Source organism: Kitasatospora sp. NPDC096147 (assembly GCF_044763225.1).
In the GTDB taxonomy this organism is placed as follows: domain Bacteria; phylum Actinomycetota; class Actinomycetes; order Streptomycetales; family Streptomycetaceae; genus Kitasatospora.
This window is the reverse complement of record NZ_JBIWFX010000002.1, coordinates 607337-625108: the sequence shown is the minus strand read 5'-3', so window position 1 is coordinate 625108 and position 17772 is coordinate 607337. Positions and strand designations below refer to the sequence as shown.

Below are 17772 nucleotides of genomic sequence, written 5' to 3'. Positions count from 1 at the left end.
CGAGCTGCCGGTCCTCGGTGAAGTCCCAGAGTGCCTCCCGGATCTGTAGGGGAGCTGGACGAGGTGCTCACCGAGTTGGGCAAAGTGGAGGTCGTTCCGCTACGGCACTACATCGCCTACCAGCGGCTCCAGGTCGTAGGTCTGGGCCGCGCAGCAACGAGGCCCAGCAACCATCGCAGCTTGCCGGGCCTCTGACCGGTCGTCAGTCGACGAGGTAGTGGGCCTCGATGTAGGCCACGGTGGAGTCGTACGGCTCTCCCACCGGCTTCAGCGTGTACCGCCGGAAGACCGCTGCGGTGGCACGGCGGGCGCCCCTGTTGCGAGCGTCAGCGTTGTCCCACGAACGGGCAAGGGTCTGGGTGACCACCTGGTCGATCTCCTCGGCCAGGTTCCTCTCCGTGACGGTCACACCGGGTGGTGCGTGGTCGTGGATGATCCGCGACAGCACGCCCACGCGATCGTCGTCCAGCACGATGACGGCTTCGTTGGGGTGCTTCTCCGCGTCCACAACAGCGCGGGCAACCCGGAGTGCATCGGCTAGGAAGTCCAGGGCGTCCTGCGCGTTCTGGATAATCCGGTCCCGCAGCTGCCTTATCCGCTCCGCGAGGGCGGTGTACTTCGCGGATTCTGGTTCGACGCCCTTGTCGAGGGCGGCCTTGATGCGGTCGAGGATCTCTGCTGCGGACGGCGGCTTCTCGCTCTTGCTGTCGTCGTTGCCGGGATTGGGGCGGACAAGAGCGAGCAGTTCCTTGAGGATGGCGATGCCCTGGGCATCCAGGACGAGGGCTTCCTCCTGGGAGCGGACCACGGAGAAGGAGTGGACGTGGGCGTTGATGATCTCCAGGACCATCGGCCCGAGCTCAGCCAACCGCTCCTTTCGCTCGTCGTCGGAGGACTTCTTGAACAAGGTCGTGTACACGGACCCGAACAGGCCGAAGCCGTCCCGGTACTTGGCAACTCGATTGTCACTGATGATGAGCGGGTACAGGCGGGCTAGAAGCCGGTAGTCCTTGGCGAACACCTCAGCGATGTCGGGCCTGGCGTCCAGGAAGTTGTTGGCGGCTCGCACGGACGCGTATCCGTGCGCTGTGAGGTCCAGGCCTTCCACGTACGCCAGTAGGTCTTCGATCCGGGCAAAGACCTTTCGGAACTCCTTGACCAGGTCGGACAGGTCGGCAACGAACCCGCCGCCCTTGACTCTGCCCTTGGCAGTGGGGTCGGCGACGGCCCGCTGAACCTCCTCTGCCAGGCTGATGAAGTCCACGACCACACCACGAGTCTTCACGAACCCGGTCGGGGAGACCCAGGTGCGGTTTGGGCGGGTGATCGTCTGGAACAGGCTGTGTGCCTTCAGCGGCTTGTCCAGGTAGAGGACGCCTTCGTTGGGGGCGTCGAACCCGGTCATCAGCTTCGCAGTAACCACCAGGAAGCACAGAGGGTCGTCCGGGGCGAGGAACTTTCGCTTCTGTTCCTCTTCCTGAGCCTCCGAAAGCTGGAACGGCCGCATGGCGGGGTCTTCGTCCTTGGAGTCAGAGACGGAGATGTTCACTTCTGCGGTGATCTGGGCGTGCCTACCGACCTTGGCGAGCACTTGCGACGCCTCGTAGCCGGCGAGCAGCTCGTTGATCTTGTCCGTGTAGGCCACGGCTAGCTCGCGGTTGTAGGCGACGACCTGGGCCTTGAGGCCGTTGCGGTAAGCGCTGGCCAGGTAGTGGTCCACGATGTGCTGACACACCGTGTGGACTCGCTCGGGGTTGGCGAAGACCGAGGTGAGGCGCCCGAACTTGCGGGACAGGGCTTCGCGGTCGGGGTCGTCGAGGTCGAAGGTGTCGGCAAATTCGTCGAACTCGTCCTGCAGCGCCTGGTCGTTCATCTCAAAAGAGACCGGGTAGGGGTCCAGCACCACTGGAACGGTCGCCTCGTCCACTAGGGAGCGAGATACCGAGTAACGGTGCAGCACTCTGTCCGGGTCGCTCTCTTCACCGAAGAGCGCGAAGGTGTCAGTGGCGAGGTTCCTGACCGGGGTGCCAGTCATGCCGAAGAACTTGGCGTTCGGCAGAGCTGCGCGCATCTGCCAGGCCAGGGACTTCTCCTTGGTGGACTGGGTGCGGTGCGCTTCGTCGACCAGCACGATGATGTTGTCCCGGGTCGACAGGTCCTTGCCGGCGTCGGCGAACTTGTGGACGGTCGTCGAGATGACTCCGCGCACGTCGTCGGCCAGCAGGGCGCGCAACGCTTGGCCTGTAGCTGGCCGGTGAAAGTAGGAGTCGCCCATAGCGGAGGTATAGGCCTTGGACGTCTGCCGAACGAGCTGGGTCCGGTCCGAGAGCAGGATGATCGTGGGTGACTCAGTGCGGGAGTCAGCCAGTAGCAGCGAGGCCGCAAAAACCATGAGCAGCGTCTTGCCCGAACCCTGGTGGTGCCAGATCAGACCCTTCGAGCCACCTGCCAGGACTCGCGCGTGGATCAGGTGCGCAGCCTCCATCTGCGGGTAACGGGGCAGGAACTTCTTGTCCGCCCCACCCCCGGAGGTGGCGAAGAGGACGAAGTTGGCGAGCATGTCCAGGATGGTGGCCGGCTTCATCAGCAGTTCGACGGATCGCTGCACGTCGGCTTGCCCAGACAAGTTCTCGTCGTCGGAAGTAGACCGGAACGGCTGCCACAGGTTTGTGGGCGCGCCAGCGGCTCCGAACCGCAGCTTCAGCCCGTCGGAGGCCACGGAGAATACGTTGGGGGTGAAGAACCACGGGTACTCGGTCGCGTACACGTCGTTGATCTCGTGCGCAGCGTTGATCCACCCGGACTTCGCGGTGGGGGATTTCACCTCGACCACGACCAAGGGCAGACCGTTGACCCAGTACACGAGGTCGAACCGGCGGGAGGTCTTGCCGGGAACGGTGATGGTCACTTCGTCCGACACGATCAACGTGTTGGCGGCTGGGTCTTCGAAGTCGATGACCTTCAGGGCGTGCCAGACGCCGTCGGTGTCCCGGAACTCCTTGCGCCCACGTAGTAGGTGCAGCACCTGCTCGTTGGCCCGCACCAGACTGCCGTCGACGGCATTGACCGTGGCGGTGATCTCCTCAACCACCGCGTCCACGTCGAACCCGTCGATCAACCCAGGGTTGAGTCGGATGATGGCGTCCCGCAGCTGGCCGATGATCACCGTCTGCGTCGGCTCACGCGGCAGTGACCTACCCGCCGTGAAGCCCCACCCCAACGGGAGGGACCACTGGATCATCAAGTTCTGGAACTCACGCTCCCGTACGCCCTTCGCCACAGCCAAGACCCCCTACTCAGCGGACTCAATATCGATCGTGCGATCCAATAGCCCCGCCAGCAGGCTTGCCCGCGCCCGGCGGAGACGATCAGCTTCGGTGCGGGTAACCGCGTAGACCTCACTCACCGCGTCGAGTCGTGCTGTGATGCGTTCCTGTTCGTCCAGACTTGGGAGGCGAACTCCCATGCGGACTGCCCGCTTGGACCCGATGTGTTTGATGTTGGTCCCTCCAGCGACTTCGCTGAACTGCCCAGACTCATATGCCCAAAGACACCAGTGCTTGACGAATTCTGGAATACTGACGCCCTCGACAGCACGGTAGCGAAGTAGAGTATTTTGGAAGCAGATCGGACCGGCAATCTCATCCCGCCACATAGCCGGCATGCCGACTGCGCTCTCGCTTGCGCTTCCTTCGGAGACAAGGACGTCACCCCATCGAAGAGCAAAGTTCTCGCGCTCGGCTGGATTGAAATCCATTTCCAGGACGTCGGAGAGTTCGAGCGTGCCATAGCCGACATTTGCAGACCGCAGGTAGGGAGTCATGTGAGGGCCAGTTGCACGTTGCGGTGAGCGCTGGCGCCCCATAGTGATGCTAAATGCCTCGTCCGCTCGGACTTCAGCAGCAGGTCCTTCTGTCATCGAATCGTCACGAAGTCGACGGAGAACGTTGAGAATCGCTCCCGCTTCGTCTTCAAGTGCGGCGATCTGGACGTCAACCGCGTCCAACACCTCAACGATCCGCGCCTGTACTTCGCGAGGCGGGACCGGGAATTCAATCTGCAAAAGTTGCTCTGGGTTGAGGCGCTTACGCCGTTGAACTGTCCCGCTGACCCGATTCTTCATTTCCGCCCACAGTCGCGGCGAGCGGCAGACATGACTCATCCATCGAGGCTCCAACTCTGGAGTAAGCGTGAATGTCGGGAACTCGCTGCTGACGACGAATCCGTCGAAATCTGCGGGCACTACAGTGATCGGACCCTCCCACGCAGTGAGCTTTCGCATGACTACCTGGTCGACGCGCAGCACGTTCATCGCCGCGTACTCTGTTTCTCCGCCGTCGAGTTCACCTTTAGCGATAAGGCCCTGTCCCGCATTCAGGACCCCAGCCAGACGATAGGCGGTCCCAGGAACCATCGGCGTGCGCTGAATGTCGAGGCGCATCAGCGAACCGAGTGAACGAAGCGGGTAGCCATCACTCATCGAAGCCCTCGATTCCGGCCTCCGCCAGCACAGTGAGCATGCGCTCCTCGGCCCGCTGACGCTCTGCCCTGGCGAGGTTATAGGCCTTAATAAGGATACCCAGATCTTCCTGCTCGGCGGCGAACTGCTTGATGTAGCGACCAATCTTGAGGTCATACCCGTTCGCCACGATCTCCGTGATGGGGACGAAACGCGCCGCGAGGCCGCCATCTCCTCCAGGATCCACGGGGTTGTTGCCCGCGCCGATTTCGGAGTGGTAGGCGGTCACGACATCGGCAATGTCCGCGTCGGTGAAGACGTTGCGATTCTTGGCCTTGGCGAACCGCTTGGAGGCGTCGATGAACAGCACGCCATTCCTGCGCCCCTTGACCTTAGTCCCACGAGCACGGAAAACAAGGATGCAGGTCGGGATATCGGTCGAATAGAAGAGGTTTTCGGGCAGGCCGATCACGGCTTCCAGGAGGTCATCGTCCAGGACACGCTTGCGGATGGCTGCTTCCTGCCCTCCCCGGAACAGGACGCCATGGGGAAGGACGACGCCGGCACGCCCCTTCTCCGGATCCATGCTGGCAATCATATGCTGCACGAACGCCCAGTCTGCCGACGACCGCGGCGCTACTCCGCCGATTGCGCGCGGGTCGTTACTCCAGGGCTTCCAACTCTGACTGTAGGGTGGATTGGCGACAACTACGTGGAACTGCCGGACGGACCCATCCGGCTTCTTGAAGCGTGGGTCCTTCAGAGTGTCGCCGACTTCGATCTTGAACTGGGTGAGGTTGTGCATGAAGAGGTTCATGCGCGCCACACCTGCGGTGTCCCCCACAGTCTCCTGCCCATGCAGGCTCAGGGTGTAACCGCGCTTGCCGCGGGCCTTCAGAAGGCCAGCAGAGGCGATGAGCATGCCGCCCGATCCACACGTCGGGTCGTACACCGACTCATAGTTCTGAGGGTTAAGGATCTCGATGATCAGCTCTACTACCTCGCGCGGCGTGAAGAACTGGCCAGCACGGGTGCCGGATCCATCGGAGAACCGCTTCAGCAGATACTCGTACGCACCGCCGAGCACGTCGTAGGACATGTTGCCCTCGTGCATCTTTGGGACGCGGTTCATCGCCTGCATGACCGCTGCCAGCACGTCTCCCGGCAGAACCTCTTCAGAGGTCCAAGGCATGTTCCCGAAAATGCGTGAGAACTTGTCGGGGTTGGCTGTCTCGATGGCTCGCAGAGAGGTACGGACCCGCTGGCCGAGGCCAGGCTGCGCGACGGTGGCGAGCTGGGCCGACCAGGAGGCGCGCCGCTCCCGGTCCGTGCCGCGGAGGACCAACGGGATCTCGAACGACTGGTAGTCGCGGTACTCGATCTGGTGAGCTTCCTCGGCGGTAAGGCTGTCCCAGCCCTCGTTCTCAGCCAGGAATTTCTGGTGCTCGTGGTCCCAGGTGTCCGACAGGTACTTCCAGAACATCAGCGGAAAGATCACCGAAGAGTACTGTGCTTCCGGCATCGCCACGCGCAGCTCGTCGGCGGCGGCCCACAATCGGTTCTCGATCTCCTGCTGGGTCACTGCCATCAGTCGGTGTGTCCTTGCTCGTCAACGGTGGCCACGTAGGCCGCGGTATTCCTGCTGGTCCCCCAGGGTTCGGGCGTGCTCGGCACGTGCAGGCGGGCTCGTCCTGCCGAGCGAGGGCACGCCGCCGAAACCCCTGTGCGGGCGACTCGCCAACGATAGCCCTCCAGCAGGACAAACGAACGGCATCACCGATGGCGTCCAGACAGCTCTGCTGAACCCTCATCGCTTCAGCCAACTGCCGACTTGAGCTGGGCGTTCGGGGCACTGGCCGCCAGGGCAGCAAGCAGCTTCCCCAAGCAAGTACTGCGAAGAGGCCGTTGGGGACTGTCGTCGCCGGGTTCAGCCCGACCGGAGCCACAATGGCGGGGTCACCCTTGGTCAGGGAGACGCCAGAGCTCCATCCAGGTACTGCTGCACCGGCTCGAACAGGCCATACGGTACGTACTCGGCGATCTGCTCGTGCGTGATCCACGCCAGCTCGGCCAGTTCCTCGGTGTCGACCACCGTGGCGGTGCCGCTCACGATCTCGCAGGCGGTGTAGCTCATGTGCCGACCGGTCTTCGGGTGAACGCGCTCGCCGAGCAGCTGCGTCGCCTTCACTGTCAGGCCGACCTCCTCCGCGGTCTCGCGGACGGCAGCCTCCTCGGCCGTCTCGCCGGCCTCAACTTCACCGGCTGGGAACTGCCACGACAGCTCGCCCTCCTTGACCCGACGCTGGACCATCAGCACGCGGCCGTCCTGCACCACGATGGCGGCGGCGATGCCCGGCTTGTCGGTCTGCTCGGTCATGTCTGCGACTCCTCCAGGGCGGCCAGGATGGGCGGGAAGATCGTATCGACGGGGATGAACCGCGGCACGGCGTTTCTCGGAACCCACATGACGTCGGCGTTCTCGATCGTGTCCTGGTTCTGGGCTTCGCCGACCAGGTACTCGGCGAGGAAGTACTGGCACCAGACGCCGGTGGTCGGGTGGAGCCGGCCGCCGAGGTCTTGGCGGACGGCGCAGTGGACGCCGGTTTCGGCGAGCGTCTCTCGGACGGCCGCCGACGCCGGGCTGCCTCCCGGCTTGATCACACCAGCTGGGAACTGCCAGCGGATGCCGGCTGACTCGTCGTCCCGGCGGCAGACGAGCAGCACCTCGGCCCCGCGCACCACGACCGCGATGGCGACTCGCAAGGCCTGGGCCGTGGCGAGGCTGCTGTTGGCCTCGGCGGTCAGCAGAGCGAACCGCTTCTGGGTGGCAGACGGCGCCTTCTCCAGGATCTGGTCGAGCAGTTGCCGCATCTCGGTGCGAGGGACGAGCTCCGGGTTCTGGTGCCAGCTGGCCACCGTTCGCAGCCCGATGCCGAGCCGGCCGGCGAAGGCCTCGTTGGTATCGCGCAGCGCCTCTTGGAGCTGGCAGGCTGACTTGCCGGTCCAGGTCTCGACGACGTCCACGCTGTCCCCACTCTGTTGGGTGCTGCTGCCGCGCTGCCATCAAGCTGCACCGCGGCTGCACTGGCAGTGCATGGTGACGGGGCTCGGATGCGGCCAGACTTTGCCCCGTGCCGATGAACACTCCGACCCCGAGCGCCAGTTGCGAGCGCTTCGCCCACCAAGGACGGGCGGGGCCGCAGCGATTCTAGGCGAGCTCATCGGGTACGTCTGGTCCTTCTTCAACCTGGTGACAGCCCTGCCAGCCCAACGCGCAAAACCGCTTCACTCGCACGGGTAACCTCAGTGCCGGACGTGTTTGATGCACCGTCAAATCGCCACTCTGGCAGGGGAAAGGGAACAAATGACCGAGGAGACCCAGGGCCAGATCGAGCGCACGCTCGTCCTGCTCAAGCCCGACGCAGTGGCCCGTGGTCTGTCCGGCCGAGTCTTGCAGCGGTTCGAGGACGCCGCGCTCAAGGTCGTTGGCACGAAGATGAAGTGGATGGACGCCGAGTTCACCCGCAAGCACTACGCGGACCTGGAGGAGCGCCTTGGCTCCGAGGTCTACAACCTGACCGCCACCTTCATGCAGCAGGGGCCGGTCATCGCCTTGGTGCTGGAGGGCTACGACGCCATCGCCACGGTCCGCAAGATCGTCGGCAGCACCTACCCGGACCAGGCGCCCGCCGGCACCATCCGCGGCGACTTCTCGCACATGAGCCGGGGCGCCAGCGTGGCCGTCGGGAAGGCGGTGGCCAACCTGATCCACGCCTCCGGCAACCGCGAGGAGGCCGCGCAGGAAGTCGATCTCTGGTTCGCCAAGGACGAGCTGTTCGACTACAAGACGCTGGCCGAGACGTACATCTACTGATTCGGCGGCCTCCCGGGCGTCACTCCGGTGACGTCGGCCAAGTTCACCACCACGAGAACGACTGGCACGAAACGAGGAGAAGGCACCGATGACGAACACCATCCGTCTGGCTTCGCCGACCGAGCTGGAGGCCGCCTTCCAGCAGGAGCTGGCGACGGACCGCTGGGCCGCGGCCGAGACGGCGTACGCCCTGACGCTGCTGCTGCGGGACGCCGGCGACTGGAGCAAGTCCCGCGAGTGGGTGACGCAGTGTCTCCAGCTGCTGGAGGGCTTCCCGGCCGACACCGAGGACCAGGTGGCGACCAAGCGCACTGCCGTCGGCGGCGTGCCGCTGCCGAACTACCTGCACGCGGGCGTGATCCGCGAGCGCTTCGGTGAGCAGGCCTGACGTAGAGAGCTGCTGGCGGTGCAGCCCGGGAGCAGAGACCGGCCGCACCGCCAGCGCACCACCAACTTCATACCGATCACCGCACCGGCCAGGGGGTACCTGACGCCGGTGCGGGCCATCAACCATGCCCGAAACAGGAGAGGACGACTGCCTTGGCCGTCGAGATCGAGATGCGCGCCCGGTTCGACAAGGACACCCACGACGCCCTGGTGGAGCGGCTCGTCCGCGACGGCGAGGACCTGGGCCAGGACAACAAGCTGATCCACTTCTTCGTGCTGCCGGACCAGCTGCTGAAGGTCACCGACAACCAGTCCGCCGGCACCGCGAAGATCACGCTCAAGGACAGCAAGATCGGCCGGGGCGCCGCGTTCGGCGAGACCGAGTTCCCGATCGCCCAGGCGGACGTGGCCGCAGCCGTCCAGCTGTTCGGCGCGCTCGGCTTCGAGGACACCCGCCACGAGGCCTTCAACTTCCGCCGCAACTTCCGCTTCCACGGCGTCGAGATCGCGGTCAAGTGGAGCGAAGCGTGGGGTTACCACGCCGAGTTCGAGCGGCTGCTGGACGACGGTGCCTCCGACACCGATCGCGACGGGGCTGCCGCCGAGATCATCGATGTCGCCGCCGAGCTGGGCGTCACCGTCATGACCGAGCAGGAGCTGGCCGACTTCACCGCCGCATTCGAGGCCGAGGAGGCCGCGCGCAAGGCCGCCCAGTCGGCCGAGATCCGGTAGGACACCTACCGTCCCGACCACCGAGGGGGTGGGCTGCACGATGAGCACGAGCACGACCCACACGGACAGCTTGGTCGAGTTGGCTGCCCGCAAGGAACTCCCGCTCCACCAGTTCACCGACACCGCCACGGTCGAGTGGATCAAGGCCAACCGGCCCGACTTCCCGCCGGCCTGGCCGCCGCCGCTCCGGTCCTCCACCAAGGCCCTGGTGGAGCAAGCCGCCATCCCCACGCGGTGGTTCGCCGAGCCCCAACTCACCGACTCCATCCACGGCTACCGCCACGGTCTGCGGACGGCCGTCCTCGCCGCACTGCTGGCCGACTGGCACGGCTTGAACGAGACGGACACCGCCGCCACGGTCATCGCGGCGGCCGTCCACGACTGCCAGCGTCAGCACGACAAGGACGACCAGGACCACGGCAGCAGAGCCGCGGTCTGGCTGGCGGCCAACGCGGAGTTGGCCTGGTCGCACTTCCGCCGCACGCCCAGTCCGAGCGAGATCATCCGCGCCGCCACCGCGGTCCGGCTGCACGAGGTGCCGTACGAGGCGTTCACCGCTGACGATCGCGCCGACTACAGCCGGGCCGAGCGGATCTGCGACTTGGTGAAGGTAGCGGATGCACTCGACCGCTACCGGCTCCCGAAACGCTCCTGGTGGCCGAACAGCCGGTACGTTCGCGAGCCGGCCTTCGACCAGTTGCTGCCGCTCGCCTTCGACCTGGTGGTCGTCTCCGAAGAAGCCTTCCTCGCCGGTGCCTCCGGCGTGGCCGCCGTCCGCTACGCCGTGGCCGAGAAGGGGCTGGTGTAGCACCGTGGACTTCACCGACTCCTACGAGAGCTGGGCCGACGCCCACGCCTTCTTCGGCACCAGCCTCGTGCCGGCGACGCCCAACCCGGACGATCCACTCGGCATCCAGAAGGTCGCCTGGACCGACCGGCTGTCTCTCGGCACCCCCAACGGCCACCTGCTTCGGCGCAACGCTCTGTTCGACTCCCTGGCCACCGGCGGCAAGCTCCACCTGCTGCACGTCACCCACGCCCTGGAGAAGATCAACCAGGACGGCGTGCTCTATCCCTCCGGCGGGTGCCTGGTCGGCAGCATCTACTGCGCGCCGCTCACCGCGACCAACCACGGCTTCCGGCCGCACAACCTGGGCTCCTACATCCTCGACCGCGAGGCGCCGGCCTTCCTGGCGAAGATCGGGCGACCGGACCACCGGCCCACCCCGCTGGTCTTCGAGCTGGACCTGCCACCGCAGGCGTACCAGGGGCTGGCCGGCGTGGACTACCTCCGACTCGGGTCGATCCACCTGGCCATCTACACCCACCTCGAGTACCTGCTGTCCAAGGCCGAGCGGCACCAGCTGCGCGAGACCGTGGTCAGCCGGGTGAAGAACTCCACCGCCTTCCTGGCGACCGCCGCCGCCATCGCCTACCAGGGCGCAACCGTCGCTCCCGTCGACTTCCTGCGGCAGCTCGACGCCACCATCCCGCGGCTGCCGATCCTCGGCTACCTGTTCTTCGAAGCCTTGTCCGAGTACGCGATGCTGCACTCCACCAGCCCACGCACGCGCCGGCTGGCCGAGCTGGGCGAGTTCAACAACTGGCTCTACAAGGAGCTGCTCTTCGCCGTCCCCGGGATGATCGGCCGGTTCGACCTGGCGAAGTTCCACGTCCCCGACCTCGCCGACACCCTGGTGAAGGTCGACTCCACCCTCGACCCGACCGCCGCGGCTGCCTACCTGACCGACCGCATCAGCCACCTGGTCGCTGCCCGCCTCTTCACCCCCGGCCAGATGCCGGACCGCTGGCGCCACACCAAGTGGGAGTTCGACAGCCTCGCCACCCAACTCGGCCCGCTGCTCGGCCACCTGATCCACCGTGAGCTGCGCACGTTCGGACGCTCGCCCGACTTCTACTTCTACTTCGACCAGGTCAAGGCACTCCAAGCCTGGAACTACTGGAACCACCTCGACATCCCGGTGCCCTTCAACGGCACCATCCCCAAGGGCGAGATCGGCATCAACCCGGCCTACCCCGACCTCCAGTACCGCGTCTGGCGCGCCGACGCCGACGAAGCCGGCAACCTCCACCCGACCGAGCAGCTGGAGCTGACGGTCGCCCCGCGCCTGGTCGACCTCCGGTCCACCCTGATGCGCAACAACCAGTGGTCCCAGCCCGCGCCCAGCGCCGCCTGATCACTGCTCAGCTCACGCAACTCGGTACTCCACCCAAGCCACCACGCCCAAGGGAGACGTCTGCCATGCCCCGAGACATTTACGGCATACCGTCCATCGACCTGCTCGGCGAGCACATCACGGCCGCCCTCGCAGAGCCGACCACCACCCACGGCCTGGCCCGGACACTACGCGCCGCCGCCAAGGAGATCGAGCTCACCCGCTACCACCGGGCGAGCCAGCGGGCCTACCCCAACGGACTCGAGGAGCGGCCGACCAAGGTTCAGATCGGCGGTGGCAGCCACCAGCTCGACGGATTCTTCAACATCGACTTGGTGCCGCCGGCCGACCTGCTGTGGGACGTGCGAGAAGGCCTGCCGCTCCAGGACAACACCGTCGAGCTGCTCTTCAACGAGCACTTCCTCGAGCACATCGACTACCCGCGGTCGGCCAAGGGCTTCGCCCGCGAGGCCCACCGCGTGCTGGCGCCGGGCGGCCAGGTCGTCACCGGCGTGCCGGACGCCGCCTTCGTACTGGATGGTTACCCGGCCGCGCCGGACCAGGCCACCGAGATGGTCGAGCGCTGGTACGCCAAGCGCGGCTGCCAGGGCGACATCAACACGTACCTCGATCTGGTCAACTACGTCTTCCGGGACCAGGACGACGACCCGAAGTACACCCCACACCTGTGGGCGTACGACTTCGAGAAGCTCGTCCAGTTGTTCAGCGAAGCCGGCTTCACCACGGTCGAGCCCTGGCCCTTCGATGCCACCCTGGCCAACCCCAAGCGCGAATGGGCCAGCGTCTACGTCATCGCCACCAAGTAGGAACTCGGCCCCAACCAGCGCGGTGGTCGAGCTGGAGCTCGGCCACCGCCTCGCCGGGAGGCGTCCGCAATGTCGCAAGTCCCCACCGCGCGCAGCCACCTGCTGCTGGCCGACACCCCCAACGCTGTCGGTTGGGCCAGGCGCCACACCCGTGACGTGCTCAGCCGCTGGCAGGTGCCTCCCGACCTGATCGACAGCGTGCTGTTGGTGGTGTCCGAGCTCGCCACCAACGCCGTCCGGCACCCCGCTGCGAAGCAGCCCGAGAAGCTGACCTCGGCGGTGCTGTCCAAGGTGCAGACCTTCGCGCTCGACCTGCAGCTGCACGGCCGGGCCGTCGTCGTCCAGGTCGCCGACCACGACCCGCAGCCGCCAGTGCTTCAGCACGTCGGCGAGGAAGCCGAGGGCGGACGCGGCATCTTCCTGGTCGAGCACATGAGCAGCAGGTGGGGCCACTACCAGCCGCCGGGCGGCGGCAAGGTGGTGTGGGCCGAGCTCCGCCTCGGCATGCAGAAACTGGCGGCCCCGTCAGTGACAGTGGCTCTGCGGCCGACGTCGAATCGGACGGGCAGGCCTCGACCGTTCAAGCCGATCACCGACGAGCAGCTCGCAGTTGATGATCCCCAGCTCATGGGCCGAGTGTTGGTCGGCCTGCGGGGGCTGTAGAGAGGGGCACCTGTGCAGCGGCATCCGCCATGCCGATCCCTTCTCTGGCATCCCGATGGCCCGCCGGTAGGCCGTCATCCAGCTACCTCACAAGCTGCTCCGGGAGAACCGGCCGTAGGCAACTTCGACTGGCCTCGGTAGCGCGACGCAGCCTTGGCAGCCAGGAGAACCGCCCGTGCTCGGGCAATTCCACCTGGAGTGGCGGCTTCACCACCGCCGACGGCAGGTATGCGGGTTCCGAGGCCCGCACAGGGGCGGCAGATACCGGGCCGCGGCACTGGGTCGTGGCACTTGGCGCACTCGGCATACCGAGCCGCTGCCGGTCGCACGGGCGCCTGGACGGGCGGCATCTTGCGCTCCAATCGGCTGCGGAGCACCGCAGCGGGCGAGTGCATCGGGGTGGGCAGGCCCGGCAGTAGTGCGGCGGTGAGATCGGCGTGGGTGCTGCCGCGTTCCAGCCACTGGGCGACCAGGGGCGCGAGGTCCTCGGCTTCTGCGGCGCCGAGCCTCAGCCGGGGTTCTGGGCGGATCGCCCGGAACAACGTGGCGACCGCCTCGCGGGCGGGGCCGTCTGGCATCGTCACGGGCTGCCGGTCGGCTTCCTCGTCGGGATCTTCCTCCCGCCCTCCCTCCATCGCCTGCGTCTCGTCGGCGAGAGCGGTCTGCGGATCGGGGAGGGAGGGTTCTTGGTACCGGTCCTTTGGAAGGACGTCAGCACCGCCGGTGGTCGCTTCACCGGAGTCCGGACGGGTGGCACCCGGCAGGGCGCGCTGCGGGGTGTCGTAGACGTGGGTCTCGGTGCGGATGGTGCCGTCGGGCATCCGGATCTTCTCGACCCGGTAGAAGCCGGCGTCGGCCAGCTCCTTCAGGGCCTTGCGGATCGCCCCGCGTCCCTGGGGGCTAGTGTCGGCCATGTGGCGGCCGTCCTCGCGCCAGCCGTCGGGACGGGAGAGAAGGTCCGCGAGCAGGCCGCGGGCGGTGTAGGACAGCTGCCGGTACTGCAGCACGCAGTTGGGCAGCACCGTGAAGTTGCGCACGTGGGCGCTACGATGGACACGCATCGGGAGGTTGCACTCCTGTTGCCGGACCCCGGGGTGTTACCAGCACCGCCGGGGTCGCCTATTTTCGGTTGGACTTCGGAACGTAGCACACGCACCGTCCGAAGATCGACTCGATCGGCGAGCGGTCACTCTCACACTTCGCTGATGGCAGATCGTGCTACGGCCAGGTCGCCAAGTAGCGGGACTGCCTTTCCACTTCGGATCACTGACGCACAGTCGGGCAACTGCTCTCGACTGCCTCGTAGCAGGTCGGAGCACCGCCTCCGGCACCCCGCCCGGGAGGCAGTCGCGCCTCCCGGCCGGTTCGACCCGTTACAGCCAGATGGTGCCGGCGAGGAGGCCGTCGAAGCCGAGTCCTCGGTACATCTCCTCGAAGGACGCCCACTCGCGTTCTTCGAAGGAGTCGTCACGGGCGTCGTGGACGTGGGTGGGCTCCAGGTCGTGTTCGAGCCATTCGTGGGTGCAGCGGCAGCGGACGAAGACCAGGTCGGGGTGGACGTGGATCAGCAGCCAGTCGCGGGCGGCGTTGCAGGCGGCGCAGGTGATGGTGATGCCGCGGGGGTTGAGGGGGCCGGGGTGGGGGACGGCGAGGGTGGTGTTGCGGTCGGCGGGGTTGGTCATACGGTGCCCTTCCGTGTCGGTTGCAAGCACCACAAGACGACCGGCGGGCACACCCTTCCCGGACTTCGAAGAAGACATCGAACCGACACCACACCTTCCCCGCAAGCCAGTTGGCGGTGCCTCCATGGGCGGTTGGCTTGGCTGTCGTCGTCTCGGGGTCCGACCGGCACGACGATCGGTGCGCCCTTCCAGGCCCGCACGGCTGCCGCCCTGGTGGGGTGGCAGCCGTGCGGGGGGCCGGCTACTGGCGTTCTGTGGCCTGGTAGTTGATGACGCCTTGGCGGGCGAGGGCGGGCAGGTCGGCGTGGTCGCTCAGTCGCTGGCCGACGAGGATCGGGACTGCGTCCGTCCAGGAGAGGGAAGGACGATGGGTGTGGAGTTGGGCGACATCGGTTGAGCTGATGGCGGTGATCTGGTCGGTGTCGAGGCCCTCCAGGATCTCGTCGATGATCCTGTCCTTGGGGATCATGGCGTCGATCGCCGCACCGACAGCTGCGGCGACGCGGTGGCGCAGGGAGCCTTCGGCGTTGACGGACAGCCAGCTGTCGGGGGGTATGACCTTTCCGGTGGCGTGGTGGCGGGCGAGTCCTTCCTCGATGTAGGCGATGAGCTCGGGGGAAGAGAAGGCGTTCAGCTCGACGCGCTGGTAGCGCCAGCTGGCGGGCTTGCCGTCCGGCTTGCGGGCGATGGGCTTGCCGGTGAACCAGGCGCGGGCGGTTGGGGTGAGGTGGGGGAGGATGCGGGCGGGCAGGGCGGACTCACGGGTGTCGGGTTCGGCTTCCAGGCCCTTGGCGATGGCGTCGTCGACGCTCAGGCCGAGGTCGATGACCTCGATGCGGTGGTCGGGCATGCGGGCGGTCGCCTCTCCGAGGGTGCGGGCGATGTTGTAGCCGGCGGGGTCGGCGTCGTGGAGGACGAAGATCTGCACCTCGCCGGCGGGCATCCTGGCCAGCAGGTCTCGGCACGCCTCGGTGCTGTAGCCCTCGTTGGTGATGACGGCCATGTCGTACCGGTCGGCGATGCCGGACTCGCGCACCGGCGGCCACAGGCCCGTCTTCTCGATGACGAGGATCTTGTTGTAGCTCCACTGCGGCGGCTGGTACTCCCGGACCTCGCGGGTGCCAAGGCGTACGTCCTTCGTCCCTTCTGGGTCGTGGGGGTGGTGGAGGGTTCCGCGGGGTTCGCGGTACAGGCCCCGGATGGGGCCGTTGGCCCGTTCCCACATGGGGAGCAGGGTCTGCTCGACGTAGGGCGCCGTGACCTTGGAGCCGGGAGGCAGGAGCTTCAGCGCGAGCGGGCGGATCTTGTAGAAGAGGGTGTGGGAGGAGAACGACAGCTCTTCGGTGCCGCGGGCCTGCGCGATGGCCTCGCGGATGACCGCGAACACGGCGTCCTTCAGGGTCACCTTCGGCTCGGCCGAGGTGGCGGCCTCAGCGTCGAGCTCGCGCATCGCCGCCCGCATCTCGCGCCGATCGGCGCTCTGCTTGGAACGCTTGTCCTTGAGCAGCACCCGACTCGCCTCGGTCAGGGCCTTGGCGCAGGCGTCGGCGACCTCGCGCGGGACGACGAGCGTCGTCTTGCCCTTGTCGGTGAACTGCGGCACCGGGCAGACCAGATGGACGATCGCGGCCCGGAGCGACTGGTTGGCGGGGACGGGGGCCGCGTCGGCCTGAGTCAGGAACGAGAGCGCCCCGTACTCGGAGATCTTGTCGCCGGCCAGGCGGGTGCGCGCCAGCGGCTCACCGAAGGTCGCCGAGTAGTTCACCGCGAAGCCGACGTCGCCGGGGCTCTTGGTACGGGCCACCGTGACCTCGATGCTCCACGGGATCCCGGCCGCGTCGGTGAGCTGCTTGCGCGCGAACCACGACTCCTCGACGCCGAACGCCTGGTCCAGGACGTGGTGGTAGTGGTCGCGGGGCACCTTGCCGAGATAGGAGGGCGTGGGCGGCTTGCTGTGCTCCTTCAGGGCGGCCAGCAGCACCGGCACCTGCTCCCGCTTCTCCTCGAACCCGGACAGGTGCGTGATCTGGGGGAGCCGTTCGGCGACCTTCTTGGCCTTGGCCGAGCCGGACAGCCCGGTGAAGGTGTTGGTGAACGCCCGAACGGTCAGGTCCGCGCCACCCTGGCGGTGCTCGCGGATGTGGGCGAAGACCAGTTTCTCCATCGCCGCGTTGTCGTAGTGGTGTGCGCTGGTCGGGTCGGTAGGCCAGGGCTTGCGCCATCCCTCGGGAGCGGTGGGCTCGTAAATTCCGGCCCCCTCGCCGCCCGAGGCCTGACCGTGGTCAACGAAGCGCGCGTGCGGGTTGACGAGCGCGAACTTTCGCAGCCACCCGGCCGCCTTGGCGGCGGTGACCCGGTCTGCCGGCAGCGGCACGGTCACCGCCGTGCCGGTGGTGCGGGTGGAAGAGGTCTTGGCGTGGCGGATGGCGAGCTCGGACGACGGGTCGGTGGACAGGGCGATCTCGTGGCGTACCCCGTGCGCCTCGATGACCACCGACTCGGTGACGCCGAGCGCGTAAGGGATGCCGAGCAGGGTCTTGAAGGCGTTGCCCTGCATACCGCGGGTCGGCGAGCGCAGGCTCTCCTTGTCGGAGACGTTGCGGGTGAAGTCCAGGATCCGCTCGATGACGGCGGCCGGGATGCCGGGACCGTTGTCGCTCACGCACACGCGCGCCACGTCATCGGCCGACGACACCGTGAGGCCGATCTCGGGGGCGACGCACTCGGACTCCGCCGCGTCCAGGGCGTTGTCGAGCAGTTCCTTGATCACGACGTCACCGAACCGATCGTGGGACTGGCCGGTCTGGGACTGCAGAGCCTGCCGGTCCAGGAACTCCGCGGTGCGGGACGTCGAGAACACGGTGCGCGGCACAACAGGGATCGAACGCAAAGAAGAAGTCTCCAGTACTGGGTTGGGGGTATGCGGATCTGCCCAGCCACCGTCGGGTGGCGGGCGAACAGAGGGGAAGGG

Annotated in this window: 15 protein-coding genes; 7 read left to right on the top strand and 8 right to left on the bottom strand. The window is 66.7% G+C overall.

Annotated elements, in window-relative coordinates; translation table 11 throughout:
* Nucleotides 1-202 precede the first annotated feature (202 nt).
* The 5 genes from ACIRBX_RS08385 to ACIRBX_RS08365 form a co-directional block, all read right to left on the bottom strand.
* Entirely contained in the window at nucleotides 203-3280 is a 3078-nt protein-coding gene (locus tag ACIRBX_RS08385) for a type I restriction endonuclease subunit R (protein ID WP_402295274.1), read from the bottom strand.
* Nucleotides 3281-3292: 12 nt separating this feature from the next.
* The gene (locus ACIRBX_RS08380; RefSeq protein WP_402294614.1) at nucleotides 3293-4480 is read right to left on the bottom strand and encodes a restriction endonuclease subunit S; all 1188 of its coding nucleotides are present in this window, start codon (nucleotides 4478-4480) and stop codon (nucleotides 3293-3295) included.
* Complete coding sequence (locus ACIRBX_RS08375; protein ID WP_402294612.1) at nucleotides 4473-6047, bottom strand: N-6 DNA methylase; 1575 nt, start codon at nucleotides 6045-6047, stop codon at nucleotides 4473-4475. Before ACIRBX_RS08375 ends, ACIRBX_RS08380 begins: the two co-directional genes overlap by 8 nt.
* 378 nt (nucleotides 6048-6425) lie before the next feature.
* Entirely contained in the window at nucleotides 6426-6836 is a 411-nt protein-coding gene (locus ACIRBX_RS08370; protein WP_402294611.1) for an NUDIX hydrolase, read from the bottom strand.
* Nucleotides 6833-7483, bottom strand: coding sequence for an NUDIX hydrolase (locus ACIRBX_RS08365; RefSeq protein WP_402294609.1), 651 nt, complete (start codon nucleotides 7481-7483; stop codon nucleotides 6833-6835). The genes ACIRBX_RS08370 and ACIRBX_RS08365 overlap by 4 nt, the downstream gene beginning before the upstream one ends.
* A gap of 340 nt (nucleotides 7484-7823) precedes the next feature.
* Between ACIRBX_RS08365 and ACIRBX_RS08360 the strand changes: the two genes are divergently transcribed.
* The 7 genes from ACIRBX_RS08360 (at nucleotide 7824) to ACIRBX_RS08330 (ending at nucleotide 13119) form a co-directional block, all read left to right on the top strand.
* Entirely contained in the window at nucleotides 7824-8333 is a 510-nt protein-coding gene (locus tag ACIRBX_RS08360) for a nucleoside-diphosphate kinase (protein WP_345278801.1), read from the top strand.
* An 88-nt stretch (nucleotides 8334-8421) separates the two neighbouring features.
* A complete protein-coding gene (locus ACIRBX_RS08355) occupies nucleotides 8422-8721 on the top strand; it encodes a hypothetical protein (protein ID WP_402294607.1) in 300 nt (99 codons plus the stop codon).
* 152 nt (nucleotides 8722-8873) lie between these two features.
* On the top strand, nucleotides 8874-9452 hold the full coding sequence (locus tag ACIRBX_RS08350; protein ID WP_402294605.1) for a hypothetical protein: 579 nt from the start codon (nucleotides 8874-8876) through the stop codon (nucleotides 9450-9452).
* Between the two features lie 40 nt (nucleotides 9453-9492).
* Nucleotides 9493-10260, top strand: coding sequence for an HD domain-containing protein (locus ACIRBX_RS08345; RefSeq protein ID WP_402294603.1), 768 nt, complete (start codon nucleotides 9493-9495; stop codon nucleotides 10258-10260).
* Nucleotides 10261-10264: 4 nt separating this feature from the next.
* The gene (locus ACIRBX_RS08340; protein ID WP_402294602.1) at nucleotides 10265-11650 is read left to right on the top strand and encodes a hypothetical protein; all 1386 of its coding nucleotides are present in this window, start codon (nucleotides 10265-10267) and stop codon (nucleotides 11648-11650) included.
* 65 nt (nucleotides 11651-11715) lie between these two features.
* Nucleotides 11716-12456, top strand: a complete 741-nt coding sequence (locus tag ACIRBX_RS08335; RefSeq protein ID WP_402294601.1) for a class I SAM-dependent methyltransferase — start codon at nucleotides 11716-11718, stop codon at nucleotides 12454-12456.
* Nucleotides 12457-12525: 69 nt separating this feature from the next.
* On the top strand, nucleotides 12526-13119 hold the full coding sequence (locus tag ACIRBX_RS08330) for an ATP-binding protein (RefSeq protein ID WP_402294599.1): 594 nt from the start codon (nucleotides 12526-12528) through the stop codon (nucleotides 13117-13119).
* 74 nt (nucleotides 13120-13193) lie between these two features.
* Here ACIRBX_RS08330 and ACIRBX_RS08325 read toward each other — a convergent pair whose 3' ends face one another.
* The 3 genes from ACIRBX_RS08325 to ACIRBX_RS08315 form a co-directional block, all read right to left on the bottom strand.
* Entirely contained in the window at nucleotides 13194-14156 is a 963-nt protein-coding gene (locus ACIRBX_RS08325; protein WP_402294597.1) for a hypothetical protein, read from the bottom strand.
* 336 nt (nucleotides 14157-14492) lie between these two features.
* Nucleotides 14493-14801 carry a hypothetical protein gene (locus ACIRBX_RS08320; RefSeq protein ID WP_402294595.1) on the bottom strand — a complete coding sequence of 103 codons (309 nt, stop codon included), beginning with the start codon at nucleotides 14799-14801 and terminating at the stop codon, nucleotides 14493-14495.
* 241 nt (nucleotides 14802-15042) lie between these two features.
* Nucleotides 15043-17673 (bottom strand): ATP-binding protein, encoded by a 2631-nt coding sequence (locus ACIRBX_RS08315; protein WP_402294594.1) that lies wholly within the window; start codon nucleotides 17671-17673, stop codon nucleotides 15043-15045.
* Nucleotides 17674-17772: the final 99 nt, after the last annotated feature.

What these genes read in the sequence shown, in the direction of transcription:
- ACIRBX_RS08380 (WP_402294614.1), bottom strand. Translation starts at nt 4,480, where the DNA reads ATGAGTGATGGCTACCCGCTTCGTTCACTCGGTTCGCTGATGCGCCTC.
- ACIRBX_RS08320 (WP_402294595.1), bottom strand. Translation starts at nt 14,801, where the DNA reads ATGACCAACCCCGCCGACCGCAACACCACCCTCGCCGTCCCCCACCCC.
- ACIRBX_RS08345 (WP_402294603.1), top strand. Translation starts at nt 9,493, where the DNA reads ATGAGCACGAGCACGACCCACACGGACAGCTTGGTCGAGTTGGCTGCC.
- ACIRBX_RS08355 (WP_402294607.1), top strand. Translation starts at nt 8,422, where the DNA reads ATGACGAACACCATCCGTCTGGCTTCGCCGACCGAGCTGGAGGCCGCC.
- ACIRBX_RS08360 (WP_345278801.1), top strand. Translation starts at nt 7,824, where the DNA reads ATGACCGAGGAGACCCAGGGCCAGATCGAGCGCACGCTCGTCCTGCTC.
- ACIRBX_RS08335 (WP_402294601.1), top strand. Translation starts at nt 11,716, where the DNA reads ATGCCCCGAGACATTTACGGCATACCGTCCATCGACCTGCTCGGCGAG.
- ACIRBX_RS08375 (WP_402294612.1), bottom strand. Translation starts at nt 6,047, where the DNA reads ATGGCAGTGACCCAGCAGGAGATCGAGAACCGATTGTGGGCCGCCGCC.
- ACIRBX_RS08330 (WP_402294599.1), top strand. Translation starts at nt 12,526, where the DNA reads ATGTCGCAAGTCCCCACCGCGCGCAGCCACCTGCTGCTGGCCGACACC.
- ACIRBX_RS08370 (WP_402294611.1), bottom strand. Translation starts at nt 6,836, where the DNA reads ATGACCGAGCAGACCGACAAGCCGGGCATCGCCGCCGCCATCGTGGTG.